We start from the raw sequence: 17,173 nt of genomic DNA, 5'->3' as shown, positions 1-17,173 counted from the left end.
GTGGCGGAATTTCCTGCTCCAGAGCATGCTTGACACATCAGTCTTAGAACACGTTTAGCAGGTGCGCTGGCGGTTTTTCTAAAGCAGTCAATCAAGGACTTCGGGACGGCGAGTGGTCAGGGCGCGGCGGGCGGTCACATAGCGCTCGTGGAATTCCCGGGCGAGGGCTTCGTGGCGGTAGCGCTGGCGTAGGACGCGGTCGAGGTCTCCGGCTCGGTGGACGAGGTCGGTGAGGGAGCGGCGGTCGATGTCGAATGCGGCCATGCCCTGTTCCACAGCGGCGTCGAGGTTGCCACGTCGGGCGTGGACGATGCCGAGGTCGATGTGGGCGTCAGCAACGCGCATGGGGGCGTTGGAGGTGCCGTCCGGACGGGTGTGCATCTGGATGGTTTCCAGGGCATGTTCTTCGGCTCGATCGTTGTCCTCAAGCCATGTGTAAGCGGTTGCAGCGTAGAAGACCCACTTGGCGTGGTCGAACACGAAGTGATGGTCGGGGTTGCTCGGAAGCGGGAGTGTGGCGAGGATGTCGGCTCCGCGGGTGAGGGCTCTGTCGGCTTCCTGACGATCACCGATGCGGGCCAAGCCGCGGGCCTCTTGCAGGGTGAGTTGCACCATGGCGCTGGATTGGCCGGCGGCTGCCTGGCCCATGCGGGCGGCGGTGACCACGTCTTCATAGCGGCCTTCGACCAGGGCGAACCATGCTGACATCTCGTAGGCCCAGCCCATGAGTTCGCCGTGCCCGACCTGGCGGCCCATCTCGTAGGCGGCGCGGCAGGCGGTCTCGGCTTCCTCTCGCTCGCCCAGGTCGTAATGGACGCATCCGAGTAGTGCGGTCAGCCATCCGGTGATGACCAGGAGTTCCCGGTGCTGGTCGAGGGTGATCCGGCCGGACAGCAGACGGGTGATCTGGGCGAGGCGCTTCTGTGTCCGGTCTCGCAATGTGGCGGCGGGAACGACCGGGTAGGCGCGGCACAGCAGGTCGACAGCCTCGGAGAGCGCTTCGAGCGTGCCGTTCCCGACGTCGGAGGCTTGGAGCTGCTGGGCGAGTTCCATCGTCCCGTACAGGTCGGCCTCGGCCCGGAGCGCGTCCATGGGAGGCATCACGGTGGCCTCGATCAGACGGCTCTGACCGCGCCGGTTCTGGCGGAACCCCAGGGCTTCGGGCTGCAAGCCGGTCAACTGGGCGAGGGCGACTCGGTAGGACGTGTGCGGCCAGGAGACCTCACCCGCCTCCCACCGCCGGATTCGCTCCTCGTCGCAATTCAGACGTTCTTTTATGCCGACCGGAGTGGCATTGATTCGGTCGGCCATATCGGCGCGAGTGAGCCGGTGCTCATTGCGCCATGCTCGGAGTTGGACGTTCGGGATGTTGTCGGGCATCTCGAGTCTTCCTCGCGGCTGGGGCTCAAGAGGGGGAAAGAAAGGGGGCCTTTCGGGGGTCCTGCCATTCGGGAATTGTCAGTGGACTTGCCATCAAGCAACCACGGTACGTCAGCCCGCCTTCCGCCGCAGGGAGCGCGGATCAAACAAGGAGATGGCGACGGTGACCCGGCCAGACGAGACCAGCGAGACACGCCCCTGCCCCGCGTGCCGGGGACGTGGAACCAAGCTGCGCACCTCGCGCCGTGCCCTTCTCTTCGGCGAGAGCCGCGCAGATCACGAGACGTATGGAGAACAGGAATGTCTCGACTGCCTCGCAAGCGGCCGGGCCGAAGGGAACGCCAGATGAACCCGATCATGCAGGCCACCGCGGCCTTCGTCGACCACCAACGCAACCTGCACGATGCGCGTGCCCTCATGCGCCTGCGCGACGAACTGCTGAAGCTCAAGGTCCGCGCCGAACTACGCGACAACGACAGCGCGCTCATGGTCCACCGTCCAGAGCCGGACCTTCCGGTGTGGGTCTTCGTCGGGTACGGCGGGGCCTACTACTCCTGGCAGTCCGCCGAGAAGCGCCACCCGGTGACGGACCCGAACGGCGCCGCCCAGGTCCTGGCCGAGTACGTCGGCCGCTGAAGACGGGCACGGCGGGGCAGTGAGCCCGTCGGCATGGAGGGTGCCGGATGAGCGTCACCCCTGCCCCGTCGTGTCTTCCCCTCCCCGGCAGGCAGTAGAGCATTCGCCGCACAAGCCCACCACCTGTGCGTGCTTCCCCCGTCTCTGCTGCCCGCCGGGGCTTCCTCGTATCGGCTGCCCTTCTCCCGATCCGGGGTGACAGGACGGCCGCTCAGGGATACGCTCAAACTTGGTAAAACAACCTGTCGGGTGCAGGATGGTCATGATGTCGCTTGAGTCCGTACCGCCGAAGTATGCACAGCTCGTGCAGACGCTCCAACGGCGGATCGAGGCGGGAACCTATCCTCCCGACTCGCTCCTCCCGAGCGAAAACCAGTTCATCCAGGAGTTCGGCGTCTCCCGGCCCACCGTGGTCGCCGCCCTGCGCGTGCTGCGCGAACAGGGCTGGATCGATTCCCAGCAGGGCAAGGGCCGGTTCGTGCGCGGCCGTCCCGCTCTGGCTTCAGCCGAACAGCCTCGGCCCGGACAGGCGTACCTGATCGCTCCGGAGAGCGCATCGCAGGGCGAGATCATCGAGGCGGCGGCGATCACCGCCCCCAACCGCATCTCCTCCCTGCTCGGTTTGAAGCCGAAGGCCAAGGCGTTCCTGCGCCGGCGACTCGTCAGCCGAGACGGCGAACCGACCGAGATGGTCTCGCTGTGGGTGCCGGTCGAACTGTCCCAGGGCACCGACCTGACCAGCGCCGAACCGCTGGTCCAGGGCTTCCGCGAACACTTCCAGTCCCGCAAGGGCGTGCGCTTCGACCACGTGGTGGAGCAGATCACCGCCCGCATGCCCACGAGCGACGAGGCCAAGCGACTCGGCATGCCGAAGAACACGCCGCTGCTGGCCGTCTACGGTGCCGTCCGAGATGCCTCGGGTACGGCTCTAGCCGTGGTGGAGGTTCTGCTCCCTGCCGACCGGCACGAGGTGGAAGACGCCTACCCGATCAGCTGACAGTCCGGTACGGGTCTCCGAGGGCGGGTACTTGTGGCTCCGACCGACGAAGGCTGTCACTTCTCAATCGCAGAACCAGGGAACCTCTGCGGAGTTGTCCGGTGATGCCTCGCAAATATAGGGGGCGACGATCGCGTAATCGATGTAGCGAGGGCCGAACGGCCCCGGAGCCACGCGGACGACAGCGATGGTCAGGACGGCCAAAGAGACGGCGAACACCGCCGCTACCACCATCCTTCTCCTCACCAGAGAGATCACCAGCCCGATCAGTGGTATGCCGCCGCCGACGACCAGGGCGGCGATGGCGAGCCACTCCTTACGAGTGAAGCCCTCGGGTGACAAAGCGCTGAGCGTTGGGCTCCACATCAAGATGTCGTCTGTTTCCCACCACCACACGAAGATGTCGACGAAGGTCAGCGCAACCAGGGCGACTGCCCCGACCAGCCAGAAGCTCCCCAGCCAAAGGAGCCATGCACCGTTGCCCCGGCGGGCGCCATCAGATTTCATGATCGGGATTATTCACCGTTACCGTCAGGGCAGATGGCGGTGAAGTCCTCTATGTCCGTCCGAACAGCCTGTCTGGCCGAACATCTCCTCCTAGTTACTTGACCTACCAAGTTGAGCTGTCGTACTCTCAGGTCAGTTGATAGGTTAAGTGGCTATCACTCAACAGGAGGAAACCGTCAGGGCTCTGCAAGGCCTCATCCCCGTCACCTTCGCCCAGGTCTTCCCGCACGGCTGCTACGTCGTCGGGGAGGTCGAGGCGGTCAAGGACTTCGACGCCTCGACCAACGGCCGGTTCGTCCAGGCGCGCGACAAGTCCACCGGAGAGCTGGTGTGGCAGGTAGCGGTCATGGACGCCGACCCGGCCGTCAAGCCCGGACAGAAGACCGTCGCCGTCAAGATCCTCGCCCCGGTTCAGCCCGTGCCCCCGGCTCCCATGCCGGGTCTGCCCTTCACCCCGGTCGAGTTCGACCACGTCACCGTCACCCCCTACGTCAACGGCACCGGACGCCTCGCCTACTCGATCAAGGTCCGCGAGATGCGCGCCCCGCGCACCGGTCCCGCTCCCGCCAAGCCCGCCACCGCTACCACCGCGAAGGACGCCGCCTGATGACCCGTCGTAGGAACCACCGCGTCAGCATCATCAACCTCAACACCGGGCGGGGTGCCCGCGCCACCAGCCACCCCTACCCGGCCCGCACGCCGGTCCTCGTGCTCGACTTCGGGGCCGTCTCGGTCCTGGTCACCACCTCGGCGAGTGACCTGGTCACTACCGCCGACGTCGAGTTCGCCCGCCAGTTCGCCCGCGAAGCCCAGACGTTCGCCCGCTCGGTCGAACGCTCCTTCCACGGCGTGCCCGACGGCAAGGGCCTCGCGGCCTGACATGGAAACGGGGCCGCTGGAACTGGTCCTTCCGGCGGCCCCTCGTCTCCCCAGATGCGATTCAAGGGAGAGCTGAAGTCTAATGTTCAAGAAACTGCCCGGCGACGAGACCCGAACCCTCGTCTCCACCACCCCTGACACCGCCGTCGTCTTCCGCCTGGCCGTCGTCCAGACCCCGGCCATCATTACCATCGTCATCTTCGCCTGGTGGCTCCTGGCCGGGCTCGTCCGGCTCATCTGGCGTCACCCGATCGCCCTGGCGGTGCTCGCCGTTCCCATCGTCCTCTGCTGGCTGTACGGCTGGCGCGTCACCCTGGTCGCGGTCACGATTCCCCTCTCCGTTCTCGTCCCCTGGGCGTTGTTCGACCGGACCACCTTCAACGCCTGGATCGGCCGGCGGCTACTCGCCTGGTGGCGGCTGATCTGGGTCTACCGGCGGCACTGGCAACCCGTGATGATGATCTCCGGGCTCGGCCGTCACCTCCGGGGCCGTGACTGCCTGCCCCGCCTGCTCAAGGTCACCTGCACCTCATGGGCCGACGTGGTCACCGTGAAGATGCTCAGCGGGCAGGCCGTCAAGGACTGGGCCGACCGGACCGAACACCTCGCGCACGGCTTCGGCGCTGTCTCCTGCCGGATCACCGTGGCCCGCGCCGGCCGGTTGCTGCTCACCTTCCCCCGCTGCGATCCGCTGGCCGTACCGCTCCCGGCCGTCTCCGTCTCCGAGACTCCGTCAGTCGGCCCGGTGGAGGTCGGCAAGCAGGAGAACGGGCAACCGTGGCGGCTCAAGGTCCACGGGACTCACATCCTGGTCGCCGGAGCCACCGGAGCGGGCAAGGGCTCCGTCATCTGGTCGGCGATCCGCGGGCTCCTCCCCGCCGTCCGGGCCGGGCTGATGGAGCTCTGGGCGCTGGACCCCAAGCTCATGGAGCTGTCCTACGGCCGGGCCATCTTCGGTGACCGGTACGCGGCCTCTCCCAAGGAGTGTGCCGACCTGCTCGACGAGGCGGTCTCGGTCATGCAGAAGAGAGCGGCCCGGTTCGCCGGGGTCCAGCGCAACCACGTCCCGACTGTGGAGGACCCGTTCGTCCTGGTGATCGTCGATGAGGTGGCGTTCCTCACCGCCTACCAGTCGGACAAGGGACTACGGCAGCGCATCACGGCCGCGCTCGCCACCCTGACCACACAGGGCCGGGCGGTCGGCGTCGGCGTCCTTGCGGCTCTTCAGGACCCGCGCAAGGAGGTCATGAACATCCGGAACCTGTTCCCCGACAAGATCGCGCTCCGGCTCGACGAGTCCGAACAGGTGGACATGGTTCTGGGTGACGGGGCACGCGACCGGGGAGCACTGGCCGATCACATCTCGCCGATCCCGGAGCAGGGCGCGGGCGTCGGGTTCGTCCGGCTCGAAACCAGCCCCGATCCGATCCGGGTCCGCGCGGCCTACGTCTCCGACGAGGACATCCGGCACATGGCCCGCGACTTCGTCAGGGATGAGGCCGCATGATCCTGGCCCACTTCCTCGACAACTTGCGCTGCTCGATCTGCGGCACCCTCAACGCACTCTGGCTCGACCCCGTGCGGGGCCTGGTCGAGTGCCAGGAGTGCGGACAGCGGGCGCTCGCGTTCCGGGAGATCGGAGAGTGCGGATGACCGAAGCTCAGAATGCGCTCCCGGCATTCCCGGCTCGACTGGTGAAGACCGTCCTACCCTCCGCCTTGGAGGTCCTGGAGGCGGTGGCCGTACAGAACGGCGTCTGCGTCCGGCCGGTGCCGCTCAAGCGGATCGACCTGGCGACCGGCCGTCTCTGTTCGTCACGCTCACTCTGCCCAGCTACGGCAGGGTCCGGCAGGACGGCACACCCGTCGACCCGGACACCTATGACTACGTCCGGGCGGCCCGGGACGCTCTGCACTTCTCCAAGCTCCTGGACCGCTTCGTGCAGAACCTCCGCCGTGTGGCGGGCTATGACGTGCAGTACTTCTCCTCGGTCGAACCACAGCGGCGGCTCGCTCCACACCTTCACATGGCTGTCCGGGGAACCTTGCCGCGCAAGGAGGTAAAGGCCATCGCCGCCGCGACCTACCACCAGGTGTGGTGGCCCTCGGTCGAGACGGTCGTCTTTGAGGGCGATCACCTGCCCGTCTGGGCGGAGCGGCCCGAGCGGGCGGAGCCGTACCCGGACCGGCAGGCTGGCGACTACCTCGACCCGGTGACGGGGGAGCTGCTGCCCACGTGGGAGCAGGCGCTCGACCGGCTCGACGCCGATGAGGATGCGGAGCCGTTCCATGTGCTGCGCTTCGGCGTCCAAGTGGACGTTCAGGGGTGCTGGCCGGGACTCCGGACGCCGACCAGTGCATCCGCTACCTCGGCGAGTACCTGACCAAGTCGGTCGGCGAGTGCCACACTCCGGAGACCGACGCCCAGCGGCGCCACGTGCAGCGCCTGGCCGACGTGCTGCGCTACGAGCCGTGCGCGCCGACCTGCCCGAACTGGCTCCGGTACGGCGTGCAGCCCAAGAACGCCAAGGCGGGCATGCGTCCCGGCGACTGCCGGTCCAAGGCTCACAAGCCCGAACACCTCGGCTACGCGGGCCGCCGCGTCCTGGTCTCCCGCAAGTGGTCCGGCAAGACCCTCCGCGAGCACAAGCAGGACCGGCGGGCCTGGGTGATGGAAGTCCTCGGCCTCACCGACGAGCAACCCGCCGACCAGTACCTGTGGCAGCCGGTCCAGGCCGGTGATCCCGACCTGTTACCCCGTGCCCGTCGTCTGCTCAACCAGATCGCCGAACGCCAGCGATGGCGCATGGCCATGCAGCTCGCAGAGGCGAGAGCGACAGGACAACAAGATCTTTCGGCAACTCCACTGGTCGCCTGACAGGAGAACGCATTGGACGAACTACTAAAGGCCCATGAGGCCGCCGCACTGCTCCACACCTCGGAACGCTTCGTCCGCCGCCTGATCGCGGAACGGCGGATCGAGTTCGTGAAGATCGGCCGACACGTCCGCATCCGAGAGTCCGTACTGACCGCTTTCGTCGTCGCGGGGACGGTCGAGCCCCTGATGACCCACGACGTCACCGGAAGGCGGCCTGATGGCCAACAGGGAGGGTCACCGACGTTTCGGCAGTATCCGCAAGCTTCCGTCCGGACGCTTCCAGATCCGGTATCCGGGTCCGGACGGGCGGATGCGGACCGGCTCCGACACCTACGAGCGCAAGAGCGACGCCGAACGGGCGCTGTCGCTGATCGAAGCTCAGATCATCAAGGGGGAGTGGACGGACCCTGATCGCGGGAAGATCAAGCTTCAGGACTACGCGGACACCTGGATCTCCCAGCGTGCGGGCCTGCGTCCACGCACCGTCGATCTCTACCGTTGGCTTCTCAAGAAGCACATCACGCCGTACCTGGGTGGGGTCCAGCTCGGCAAGCTCTCCACCGCGATGGTTCGGCAGTGGCGGGCCGACCTGCTCGGCAACGGGGTCTCGGTCTCCGTGGCGGCCAAGGCGTATCGCCTGCTGCGGGCCGTACTGATGACAGCCGCCGAAGAGGACCACATCATTACGCGCAACCCGTGCCGGATCCGCGGGGCCGGCGACGAGCACGCCCAGGAGCGCCCGGTGCTGACCGTGGCCCAGGTCTTCGAGCTGGCCGACCTTGTGGGCCGTCGTCCGGTGGGCAACGTCCGCAAGCTCAAGGACAACGCCTACCGGCTGCGCTTCCAGCGGCACGGCGAGATGCGCACCCATCCCGAGATCTTCACCACGCGAGCAGAGGCCGAGCGGACGCTGTGGAAGATGGGGATGGACGGCCGGGCCGACTGCACCCATGACCGGCGCTTCCGCGCCCTGGTGCTGCTGGCCACCTTCGCAAGCCTGCGATGGGGTGAGGTGAGCGCGCTCCGCCGCAGTGACATCGACCTCGACGCGGGAACGGTGCGCATACGGGTGGCCTTCGTGGAGCGCTCGACCGGGGGACTGGTCCTCGGTCCGCCCAAGTCCAAGGCTGGCCGGCGCACTGTCGGCATCCCGCAGGCCATCGTTCAGGCGCTCCGGGAGCACATCGCCACCTACGTCCAGGACGAGCCGGGCGCATTGATGTTCCCCGGTGCGAAGGGCGGCCCGCTCCGGCGTAGCGGCTTCAACACCCGCACGCGCTGGGTCGACGTGGTCAAGGAGATGGGCATGCCAGGTCTGCACTTCCATGATCTCCGGCACACGGGCAACATGCTCGCCGCCGAGTCCGGCGCGGGCCTCAAGGACCTGATGGCCCGGATGGGACACGACAACGTACGCGCCGCGATGATCTACCAGCACGCCGTACGGGGTGCCGACAAGGCGATCACGGATGCGATCGACAGGCAGCTTGAGAAGCGGGACGACGATGAGGACGGCTCAGCCGGGGTGCTCGCCCCCGTCGGCTAATTGCACGTTAATTGCACGGAAGATCGAGAACGCCCTAGAGACAATCAAGGCCCGGGTCGGGAATCAATCCCTGACCTGGGCCTTCAGTCTTGGAGCGGGTGACGGGAATCGAACCCGCGCTGTCAGCTTGGGAAGCTGATGTTCTGCCATTGAACTACACCCGCAGCGGTCTGCCGCGTCCCCCACTGTAGCGGAAACTCGCGCAACTCTCGCAGTCCGTGGGGCAGAGTTTCTCGGTCTGCCCGGGGGCGTGGCGTTGGTAGGTTGCCTCACGTGCTGCTTTCCGATCGTGACATCGCCGCTGAGATCGAGTCCGGCAGGGTCAAGCTAGACCCCTTCCAGCCGGAGATGATCCAGCCGTCCAGCGTCGACGTGCGTCTGGACCGTTACTTCAGGGTCTTCGAGAACCATCGGTACCCGCACATCGACCCGGCAGTCGAGCAGCCCGACCTCACGCGGATGGTCGAGCCCGATGGTGACGAGCCGTTCATCCTGCATCCCGGCGAGTTCGTTCTGGCCAGCACCTATGAGGTGATCACCCTTCCGGACGACATCGCCTCGCGGCTGGAGGGGAAGAGTTCGCTGGGGAGACTCGGCCTGCTCACCCATTCCACCGCGGGCTTCATCGACCCCGGGTTCAGCGGGCACGTGACGCTCGAACTCTCCAACGTCGCGACACTGCCGATCAAGCTCTGGCCCGGTATGAAGATCGGCCAGCTGTGCATGTTCCGGCTCAGCTCGCCCGCTGAGCACCCCTATGGCTCGCAGAAGTACGGCTCGCGATATCAGGGACAGCGCGGCCCGACACCGAGCCGTTCCTACCTGAACTTCCACCGGACCGACATCTGAGGCTTCCGCCGGATCCGCGTCCGGAGCTCAGGCGGCTCCGCCTCTGAGCCTTTGCCTGAGCCGTTGCGGGCTCCGCTTCCGGACCCTTGCCGGTCCCGACTCAGAGCCGTTGCGGGCCCCGTTTCCGAGGCCCTGGGTGGCCGGGCGCGGCTGGGGGCGGCGGGGGCGCCGTGGGACACCGTGATGGAAATCACCCTGACCGTCCCTGGGGGCGGGTGGGGCAGGGGTGGCGACACGCCGGTTTCCGGACAGGGGGCGACGCCCCATACTGGGTCAGCTTCGGCATAACATGGCCAAAACCAGCAAAACGGTCATCGGAAAGATGCCGCCAAGGCTCCCTCAAGCCGAGTGTCGCCAGGTATATGCCGGGTAGCGACAACTGGAAGAGTAGGCGTCTAGCGGGTGAAGTTCGTATTTCCGCTGGTAACCCGTACCCTTCTCTGCGGACCATCCCCGCACATCTGGAGAACGACGTGCGCCTGCGTCTCACACCTAGTGAGGACAGCTACTACGACTTGTTCGCCGACTCGGCGAACAACCTCGTCACAGCGTCCCGTCTGTTGGTAGAGATCATCAGCGACGGATCGGACAGGGAAGCCCTGGCCGAGAAGATGCGCGCCTGTGAGCACGCCGGTGACGAACGCACCCACGCGATCATGAACCGGCTCAATGAGAGCTTCATCACGCCCTTCGACCGCGAGGACATCTACCGTCTCGCGTCCAATCTCGACGACGTGATGGACTACATGGAGGCCGCCGCAGACCTCATCGTCCTGTACCAGATCGACCACCTTCCCAAGGAGGTCGTCCGTCAGGTCGAGGTCCTGGAGCGTGCCGCCGAGCTGACCGCCGAGGCCATGCCCCGGCTGCGCTCGATGAGGAACCTGAACGAGTACTGGATCGAGATCAACCGGCTGGAGAACCAGGCTGACCAGGTTTACCGCCGCCTTCTCGCCAAGCTCTTCGGCGGGGAGTACGACGCGTTGACCGTCCTCAAGATGAAGGAGGTCATCGATCAGCTGGAGATGGCCGCCGACGCCTTCGAGCACGTGGCCAACACGATCGAGTCGATCGCGGTCAAGGAAAGCTAAGTGGACCTCACGCTCGCACTCGTCATCGGCGTGGTGGTCGTGGCGTTGGCGTTCGACTACACCAACGGCTTCCATGACGCCGCCAACGCGATCGCGACCTCGGTCTCGACGCGTGCGCTGACGCCGAGGGCCGCTCTGTTCATGGCCGCCGCCATGAACTTCCTGGGCGCCCATCTCGGCACGCAGGTGGCGGCGACCGTCGGCAAGGGCATCATCGACGCCCCGAACGGCAGCCACGGGCTGGTGATCGTGGGCTCCGGCCTGATCGGCGCGATCGTCTGGAACCTCATCACCTGGTACTTCGGGCTGCCCTCCTCAAGCAGCCACGCGCTGATCGGCGGCCTGGTCGGTTCGGCGCTGGCCTCCTCGAGCGTCGTCCACTGGGACGGCGTGGTGGAGAAGGTCGTCATTCCGATGATCCTCTCCCCGGTGATCGGCTTCACCCTGGCCGCGATCATCATGATCGCCATCCTGTGGGGCTTCCGTCACTCCCAGCCCGCGAAGACCAACCGGGGCTTCCGCCACGCGCAGACGGTCTCGGCCGCGGCCATGGCCCTCGGCCACGGTCTGCAGGACGCTCAGAAGACCATGGGTGTGATCTTCCTGGCGCTCGTCGTCGGGGGGTTCCAGAAGGACGGCGACCCGATCCCGCAGTGGGTCATCCTCGCCGCCGCGACGGCCATCTCCCTGGGAACCTACGCCGGTGGGTGGCGGATCATGCGGACGCTCGGCCGCCGGATCATCGCGCTCACCCCGCCGCAGGGTTTCGCCGCGGAGGCCGCCGCGGCGACCGTTCTCTACACCGCGGCCATCGGCTTCGGCGCCCCCATCTCCACCACGCACACGATCACCAGCGCGATCATGGGCGTCGGTGCCACCAAGCGGCTGTCGGCCGTGCGCTGGGGCGTCGCGGGCAACATCGTGACCGCCTGGGTCCTCACGATCCCGGCCGCCGCGCTCGTCGCGGCGCTGTCCTACTACGCGCTCCACTGGATGGTCGAATAACCACCGCCGGATGGTCGGACGACCACCGCGGCGGGACGCCGGTCGGGGCTTCCCGGCCGGCGTCCCGCCGTTTCCGGGGGTTCGGGAGAATCGGGGGCCGGGAGAAGGGGCGCGGCACCGGTCACGGTGCGTACGGCGCCGCCTCCAGCACAGGCGTCACTTCCGGTACATGACGTCGACGTCCCACCGGGTGAACCCCAGCTTCTCGTAGAGGCGGATCGCCGCCGTGTTGCTCTCGTCGGCGTACAGCATGACCTGGGCCAGGCCCCGTGACCGCAGGTGGGACAGGCCCGCGAGGGTGAGTGACCTGCCCAGCCCGCCACCCTGCTCGGCCGGGTCGACCCCGACCACGTAGACCTCGCCGATCGGCTCGTGCCCGTGGCCGCCGTCGCCGTGCACCTTGGTCCAGTGGAAGCCGACCAGCCGGCCGTCGCCGGCGGACCCGGCCGGGCGCTCGGCCAGGAAGAAGCCCGCCGGGTCGAACCACGGCTCCCGCTCGCGCCGCTTCAGGTCTTCCAGCGTCCACGCCCCCTGCTCGGGGTGGTGGGCGAAGGCCCTGGCGTTGAGCGCCACCCAGGCCTCCTCGTCGGAGGAACCGGGCTGGAAGGTGCGCAGCCGTACCCCGTCGGGCAGTTCGAAGGCGGGGATCGCCGCGAACAGCGAGCGGCGCATCTGCCACAGCGATCTGATCTTGGCGAATCCGGTCGACAGGGCGAGGGCCTCGGCCCCCGGATGCCCGCCGTGCGCCCACAGCCGCAGCCGTCCCCCGGTCTGCTCCAGTACGGCCTGCAGCAGCCGCCGCCCGTGGCCCTTCTCCCGGAAGGCGGGGTGGATCACCAGCTCCCCGCTGGGGCCCTCGACCGGGTCGGTGGGGTCGAGGTGCGCGTAGCCGGCCAGGTCGTCTCCGACGTACAGCAGCACGGCCCTCGCCCGCTCGTCGCCGCCGTAGCGCAGGTGCAGCATCACGTGTTCGTTGAGCGGTCTGACCCCGTCCGTCTCCGTGGCGGCCTCGACCACCGTGAGCACGGCGGCCACCTCTCGCTCGTCAAGTCGTCCCCGGTGTTCCACACGCACGTTCATGTTCTGGACTCTAGGCGGACCCGGACTTCATCGGATCGCCGGGTACTGGCAAAAAGTGCCATCTTCTAGTCAGGCGAATCGTTACCTCTCAGACATTCCGCGCATGGATTGTCGGCTTAATGTCGTGGTTCATGATGTCTCGCTCCTTCCTGCGATTAGCCACCGCCGGCGTTCTCGCCGGGGCCGGTCCCGTGCTCGCGATAGGGCCGGCCGAGGCGGGCGACAGGGCCGCCAGGACGGTCCCCGTCCGCCTGCTGTCCCTCAACGACTTCCACGGCAACCTGGAGCCGCCGACCGGCTCCTCCGGCCGCATGGTCGACGAGAACGGCGCCACGGTGGAGGCGGGCGGCGCCGCCTACGTCGCCACCCACCTCAAGCAGTTGTCGGACAAGAACACACTGAAGGTCGCCCAGGGCGACCTGATCGGCGCCACCCCGCTGATCTCCGCGGCCTACCACGACGAACCGTCGGTCGAGTTCCTCGGCAAGGTCGGCGTCACCGCCTCGGCCGTGGGCAACCACGAGTTCGACGAGGGCTACGGCGAGCTCAGGCGCATCATGCGCGGCGGCTGCCACCCGGTGGACGGCTGCTCGCCCGCCGGTGAGTGGAAGGGCGCGGACTACACCTATCTCGGCGCCAACGTGATCTTCAAGCGGCCGGACGCGGCCGCCGAGAAGGAGGCGCTCGCCGCGCTCGGCGGCCAGAGCACGGGCTCGCTGCGCGAGCTGCTGAAGGAGTACGGCATCCCGGCGCTGCCGCCGGTCACGGTCCGCTGGATGAACGGCGTGCCGGTCGGCTTCATCGGCCTGGTCACCAAGACCACCCCGAACATCGTCACCTCCGAGGGCATCAAGGACCTGGAGTTCATCGACGAGGTCAAGGCGGCCAACGTCGCCTCCAAGCTGCTCAAGCTGGTCGGCGTCAAGGCCCAGGTCGTGCTGGTGCACGAGGGTGACCAGGTCACCCCGGGCCAGTCGCCCGACGCCTGCAGCGCCCAGCCGGGCGCGGGCAACCGGATCGCCACCCAGGTGGACGCCGAGATCGACATGATCCTCAGCGGCCACTCCCACCAGGCCTACCTGTGCACGGTGACCGACCCCGCCGGCGGCGCCCGCCTGTACAGCCAGGGCGGCTCGTTCGGCCGGGTGATCACCAAGGTCGACTTCCAGGTGGACGTCAGGACCCGCGACGTCGTGCGCTCCTCGGTCGTGGCCGACAACCAGGTCGTGACCCGGACCGTCACCCCCGACCCGGAGATCTCCACGTTCGTCCAGACGTGGAAGGAGCGCGTCGCGTCGGTGGCCAACAAGCCGATCGGCAGGATCACCGCTGACATCACCAACACCGGGTCCGCGTCCGGAGAGTCCCCCCTGGGCAACCTCATCGCCGACGGCCAGCTCGCCGCCGCCAAGACCGGCGGCAACGCCCAGATCGCCCTGATGAATCCGGGCGGCGTCCGCACCGGCCTCACCTACGCGGGCTCTCCCGTCGGCGAGGGCGACGGCGTGGTGACCTACGGCGAGGCCTTCACCGTGCAGCCGTTCAACAACCTCGTGCAGGTCATCACGCTCACCGGCGCGCAGCTCAAGACCGTTCTGGAGCAGCAGTTCACCGGCGGGCCCAACAACCAGGCCTTCACCAAGATCCTGCAGCCGTCGTCGAACTTCGCCTACACCTACAGCACGGGTGCGGCCTGGGGTTCGAAGGTCTCCAACCTGAAGATCGACGGTGTCGACGTCACCGACACCCAGACGATCCGGGTCGCCGCCAACAACTTCCTCGTCGGCGGCGGTGACGCCTTCCTGGCCTTCAAGGACGGCACGGACCTGTGGAGCGGCCCGCTCGACATCGACGCCTTCGCCGCCTACTTCGCCGCGAACCCGTCGATCACGCCCCCGGTCCCCAACCACATCACCGTCACCCCCTGATCACCACCACTCCTGGCCGGGCCGCCTGACCTCGCCGAGGCCCGACGGCCCGGCCAGCCGGAAAGACCCAGCGGAAAGCCCAGGAAAGCCCAGGAAAGCCCAGCGGAAAGGCCCACCGGACGGATGACCGGTGGGCCTTCATCCGGTCTGCGTCAGGGGTACGGCCGGCATCGGGTGGTCCGCGTCAGGGGTACGGCCGGCGGCGGGTGGTCCGTGACCGGGTGTGGCTAGCGGCGGGCGGGCTCGCGCTCCTCGGCGGCCTCACTGCCCCGCTCGGGCACGAACCGGTAGCCGACGTTGCGCACGGTGCCGATCAGCGATTCGTACTCGGCGCCGAGCTTGGCGCGCAGCCGCCGGACGTGGACGTCGACGGTCCGGGTGCCGCCGAAGTAGTCGTAGCCCCACACCTCCTGCAGGAGCTGGGCGCGGGTGAAGACCCGGCCGGGGTGCTGCGCCAGGTATTTCAGGAGCTCGAACTCCTTGAAGGTCAGGTCCAGCGCACGGCCGCGGAGCCGGGCGGTGTAGGTGGCCTCGTCGATCGACAGCTCGCCGCTGCGGATCTCGTCGGGGGCCTCCTCGGCGGCCGACAGGTTCAGCCGGCCCACGGCCAGCCGGAGCCTGGCCTCGACCTCGGCGGGGCCGGAGCTGTCGAGGATCACGTCGTCGGCGCCCCACTCCGCGGTCATCGCGGCCAGGCCGCCCTCGGTGACGATCACCAGGAGGGGGCAGTCGATGCCCGTGGTCCGCAGCAGCCTGCACAGGCTCTTGGCGTGGACGAGCTCGCGGCGCGCGTCGACCAGGACGGCGTCGGCCGGTGGCGCGTCGATCAGCGCCGACGCCTCCGCGGGCGCGACCCGGACCGAGTGCAGCAGCAGCCCCAGCGCCGGGAGCACCTCAGTCGAGGGCTCAAGGGCGTTGGTGAGCAGCAGGAGATTGCTCACTATGCCTCCTTCCCGCGTCATGCCGGCAATAGCCGTACAAACACGTAAGGACCCGGGGGCTACGTCGCCCAGGTCCCGTAGTAGGTGAGGATAGCCCACAAGGATGAAGCGTCCACTTGACGTCCACCTGATGAACACTCGTTTCTCCGGTGGATTCATCGTAATGACATGGTGACCGTGAGTATGCAGGAGGGGTGGTTCGCAGATGGCCAGGGGCACGATCCGTTATTGGGCGGCGGCGAAGGACGCCGCGGGCGTCGCCGAAGAACCCTTCGAAGCGGCGACGCTGGCCGAGCTGATGGCGGACGTCACAGCGGGCCGCGACAGCCTGGCCCAGGTGGTCCGGCGGTCGTCCTTCCTGGTGGACGGCGACCCGGTGGGCAGACGGGCGCACGAGACGATCGTGCTCGCCGACGGGGCGACGGTCGAGGTGCTCCCTCCCTTCGCGGGGGGCTGACCGGCACCGGGAGGCCGGCCGGCACCGGGAGATTGACCGGCGGAGGCCGGCAGCCGAAGGTTGACACCGGCGACGGGAGGTCGGCGCGGATTCCGCGGGAGGCCGGCCGGCGCCGCGGACGGGCCCGTGGGCGGGCGGCGGACGGCGCGGGTGGGGAGAGCCGTCCGGCGGGCCCCGGCGATGTGATCGTTGACGCGGCGTTTTGGACAAGATTGCCAGGGGATGTGCTGCGATGGCACGCTGGCCGGATCGGGCGAATGGACAGGGGATCGGATGCGCAAGCTGGTCGCTTTTCTGATTTTGCTGCTCGTTCTCCTCGCGGTCCTGGACAGGGTCGCGGTCTCGGGGGTGCAGCGGGAGATCGCCACCCGGGCGACGGCCAAATACGACCTCGCGACCCCGCCCGAGGTGACCATCGTCGGCATCCCGTTCCTCACCCAGGCGGTCGCCGGGCGGTATGACGAGGTCAAGGTCGCCGCGGGCGCGATGAGCCTGGCCGGGGTCCGGCTGTCCAGCGTGGACTTCACCCTCCACGGGGTCACCGCGCCGCTGGATGACCTGGTGCTCCGCGCCGACCGGGTGGACATACGCGCCGAGCGCGTCGCGGGCACCGTGGTGCTCTCCCTGGATACGCTCAACCAGCGGGCTCCGCGTGGGATCAAGGTCGAGGTCGACGGCGACGGCCTCAACGTCAACGGGGAGATCACCGTGCTGGGCCAGAAGGTGCCGGCGAAGGCCAAGATGAAGATCGAGCTGGTCGAGGGCGGGGTGAAGTTCGTCCCCGAGCAGGTCACGCTCGGCGGCGGCATCCCGGTGCCCCGGCCCGAGCGGTTCATCAGCTACCAGATCCCGATCAAGAACCTGCCGTTCAACCTCAAGGTGACCGATGTGAAGACCGTGCCGGAAGGGCTCCAGATCTCCGGTGAGGCGTCCGACGTCCCCCTCCGGGGCTGACCCGTCCCCGTGTCCGAACCGATCCGCCCCGCCGTACGTCGTGAGG

The 17,173-nt window shown here is 67.9% G+C and carries 17 protein-coding genes, 1 tRNA gene and 2 pseudogenes; 15 read left to right on the top strand and 5 right to left on the bottom strand.

The annotated features are described in order from the left end of the window. Positions 1-87 precede the first annotated feature (87 nt). A complete protein-coding gene (locus ACZ6R6_RS44360; RefSeq protein WP_470103018.1) occupies positions 88-1,380 on the bottom strand; it encodes a hypothetical protein in 1,293 nt (430 codons plus the stop codon). A gap of 345 nt (positions 1,381-1,725) precedes the next feature. Between ACZ6R6_RS44360 and ACZ6R6_RS44355 the strand changes: the two genes are divergently transcribed. Together ACZ6R6_RS44355 and ACZ6R6_RS44350 are read left to right on the top strand one after the other, a co-directional pair. Beyond that, on the top strand, positions 1,726-2,016 hold the full coding sequence (locus tag ACZ6R6_RS44355; protein ID WP_470103016.1) for a hypothetical protein: 291 nt from the start codon (positions 1,726-1,728) through the stop codon (positions 2,014-2,016). A gap of 262 nt (positions 2,017-2,278) precedes the next feature. Further along, positions 2,279-3,013, top strand: coding sequence for a GntR family transcriptional regulator (locus tag ACZ6R6_RS44350; RefSeq protein WP_470103014.1), 735 nt, complete (start codon positions 2,279-2,281; stop codon positions 3,011-3,013). Positions 3,014-3,076: 63 nt separating this feature from the next. Here ACZ6R6_RS44350 and ACZ6R6_RS44345 read toward each other — a convergent pair whose 3' ends face one another. Further along, positions 3,077-3,520, bottom strand: a complete 444-nt coding sequence (locus ACZ6R6_RS44345; RefSeq protein WP_470103012.1) for a hypothetical protein — start codon at positions 3,518-3,520, stop codon at positions 3,077-3,079. A 148-nt stretch (positions 3,521-3,668) separates the two neighbouring features. Between ACZ6R6_RS44345 and ACZ6R6_RS44340 the strand changes: the two genes are divergently transcribed. The 7 genes and pseudogenes from ACZ6R6_RS44340 to ACZ6R6_RS44310 all read left to right on the top strand — a co-directional run bounded on the left by ACZ6R6_RS44340 (position 3,669) and on the right by ACZ6R6_RS44310 (position 8,822). After that, complete coding sequence (locus ACZ6R6_RS44340) at positions 3,669-4,127, top strand: plasmid replication, integration and excision activator (protein WP_470103010.1); 459 nt, start codon at positions 3,669-3,671, stop codon at positions 4,125-4,127. Further along, positions 4,127-4,399, top strand: coding sequence for a hypothetical protein (locus ACZ6R6_RS44335; RefSeq protein WP_470103008.1), 273 nt, complete (start codon positions 4,127-4,129; stop codon positions 4,397-4,399). The genes ACZ6R6_RS44340 and ACZ6R6_RS44335 overlap by 1 nt, the downstream gene beginning before the upstream one ends. 82 nt (positions 4,400-4,481) lie before the next feature. Continuing rightward, complete coding sequence (locus ACZ6R6_RS44330; protein ID WP_470103006.1) at positions 4,482-5,906, top strand: FtsK/SpoIIIE domain-containing protein; 1,425 nt, start codon at positions 4,482-4,484, stop codon at positions 5,904-5,906. Then, positions 5,903-6,052 (top strand): hypothetical protein, encoded by a 150-nt coding sequence (locus tag ACZ6R6_RS44325; RefSeq protein ID WP_470103004.1) that lies wholly within the window; start codon positions 5,903-5,905, stop codon positions 6,050-6,052. The genes ACZ6R6_RS44330 and ACZ6R6_RS44325 overlap by 4 nt, the downstream gene beginning before the upstream one ends. A 16-nt stretch (positions 6,053-6,068) precedes the next feature. After that, a pseudogene (locus ACZ6R6_RS44320) lies at positions 6,069-7,276 on the top strand (replication initiator); the annotation flags it as partial. A gap of 12 nt (positions 7,277-7,288) precedes the next feature. Next, positions 7,289-7,378, top strand: a pseudogene (locus ACZ6R6_RS44315) (hypothetical protein); the annotation flags it as partial. Positions 7,379-7,493: 115 nt separating this feature from the next. Next, a complete protein-coding gene (locus ACZ6R6_RS44310; RefSeq protein WP_470103002.1) occupies positions 7,494-8,822 on the top strand; it encodes a tyrosine-type recombinase/integrase in 1,329 nt (442 codons plus the stop codon). 90 nt (positions 8,823-8,912) lie between these two features. On the opposite strand, the gene ACZ6R6_RS44305 is transcribed toward ACZ6R6_RS44310, so the two are convergent. Then, positions 8,913-8,986: transfer RNA gene (locus ACZ6R6_RS44305), tRNA-Gly, on the bottom strand. A gap of 109 nt (positions 8,987-9,095) precedes the next feature. On the opposite strand from ACZ6R6_RS44305, the gene dcd reads away from it, so the two are divergent. The 3 genes from dcd to ACZ6R6_RS44290 all read left to right on the top strand — a co-directional run bounded on the left by dcd (position 9,096) and on the right by ACZ6R6_RS44290 (position 11,767). After that, positions 9,096-9,671: a dCTP deaminase gene (gene dcd, locus ACZ6R6_RS44300; protein ID WP_470103000.1), complete on the top strand. Its 576-nt coding sequence runs from the start codon at positions 9,096-9,098 to the stop codon at positions 9,669-9,671. Between the two features lie 473 nt (positions 9,672-10,144). Continuing rightward, positions 10,145-10,762: a DUF47 domain-containing protein gene (locus ACZ6R6_RS44295; protein WP_012887642.1), complete on the top strand. Its 618-nt coding sequence runs from the start codon at positions 10,145-10,147 to the stop codon at positions 10,760-10,762. Then, on the top strand, positions 10,763-11,767 hold the full coding sequence (locus tag ACZ6R6_RS44290) for an inorganic phosphate transporter (RefSeq protein ID WP_470102998.1): 1,005 nt from the start codon (positions 10,763-10,765) through the stop codon (positions 11,765-11,767). It begins immediately after the preceding gene. 156 nt (positions 11,768-11,923) lie between these two features. Here the strand turns inward: ACZ6R6_RS44290 and mshD are convergent, their stop codons facing one another. After that, a complete protein-coding gene (mshD, locus tag ACZ6R6_RS44285; RefSeq protein WP_470102997.1) occupies positions 11,924-12,847 on the bottom strand; it encodes a mycothiol synthase in 924 nt (307 codons plus the stop codon). A 131-nt stretch (positions 12,848-12,978) separates the two neighbouring features. On the opposite strand from mshD, the gene ACZ6R6_RS44280 reads away from it, so the two are divergent. Then, a complete protein-coding gene (locus ACZ6R6_RS44280) occupies positions 12,979-14,775 on the top strand; it encodes a bifunctional metallophosphatase/5'-nucleotidase (RefSeq protein WP_470102996.1) in 1,797 nt (598 codons plus the stop codon). Between the two features lie 227 nt (positions 14,776-15,002). Here ACZ6R6_RS44280 and ACZ6R6_RS44275 read toward each other — a convergent pair whose 3' ends face one another. Further along, positions 15,003-15,716: a response regulator transcription factor gene (locus ACZ6R6_RS44275; protein ID WP_470102994.1), complete on the bottom strand. Its 714-nt coding sequence runs from the start codon at positions 15,714-15,716 to the stop codon at positions 15,003-15,005. 205 nt (positions 15,717-15,921) lie between these two features. Between ACZ6R6_RS44275 and ACZ6R6_RS44270 the strand changes: the two genes are divergently transcribed. Beyond that, positions 15,922-16,173 (top strand): MoaD/ThiS family protein, encoded by a 252-nt coding sequence (locus ACZ6R6_RS44270; protein WP_451927988.1) that lies wholly within the window; start codon positions 15,922-15,924, stop codon positions 16,171-16,173. A 273-nt stretch (positions 16,174-16,446) separates the two neighbouring features. Beyond that, on the top strand, positions 16,447-17,127 hold the full coding sequence (locus tag ACZ6R6_RS44265) for an LmeA family phospholipid-binding protein (RefSeq protein ID WP_470102992.1): 681 nt from the start codon (positions 16,447-16,449) through the stop codon (positions 17,125-17,127). The last annotated feature ends 46 nt before the right edge of the window (positions 17,128-17,173 follow it).

It is taken from the genome of Streptosporangium sp. NPDC048886, from assembly GCF_055586905.1.
This window is presented reverse-complemented; position numbering and strand designations above follow the sequence as displayed.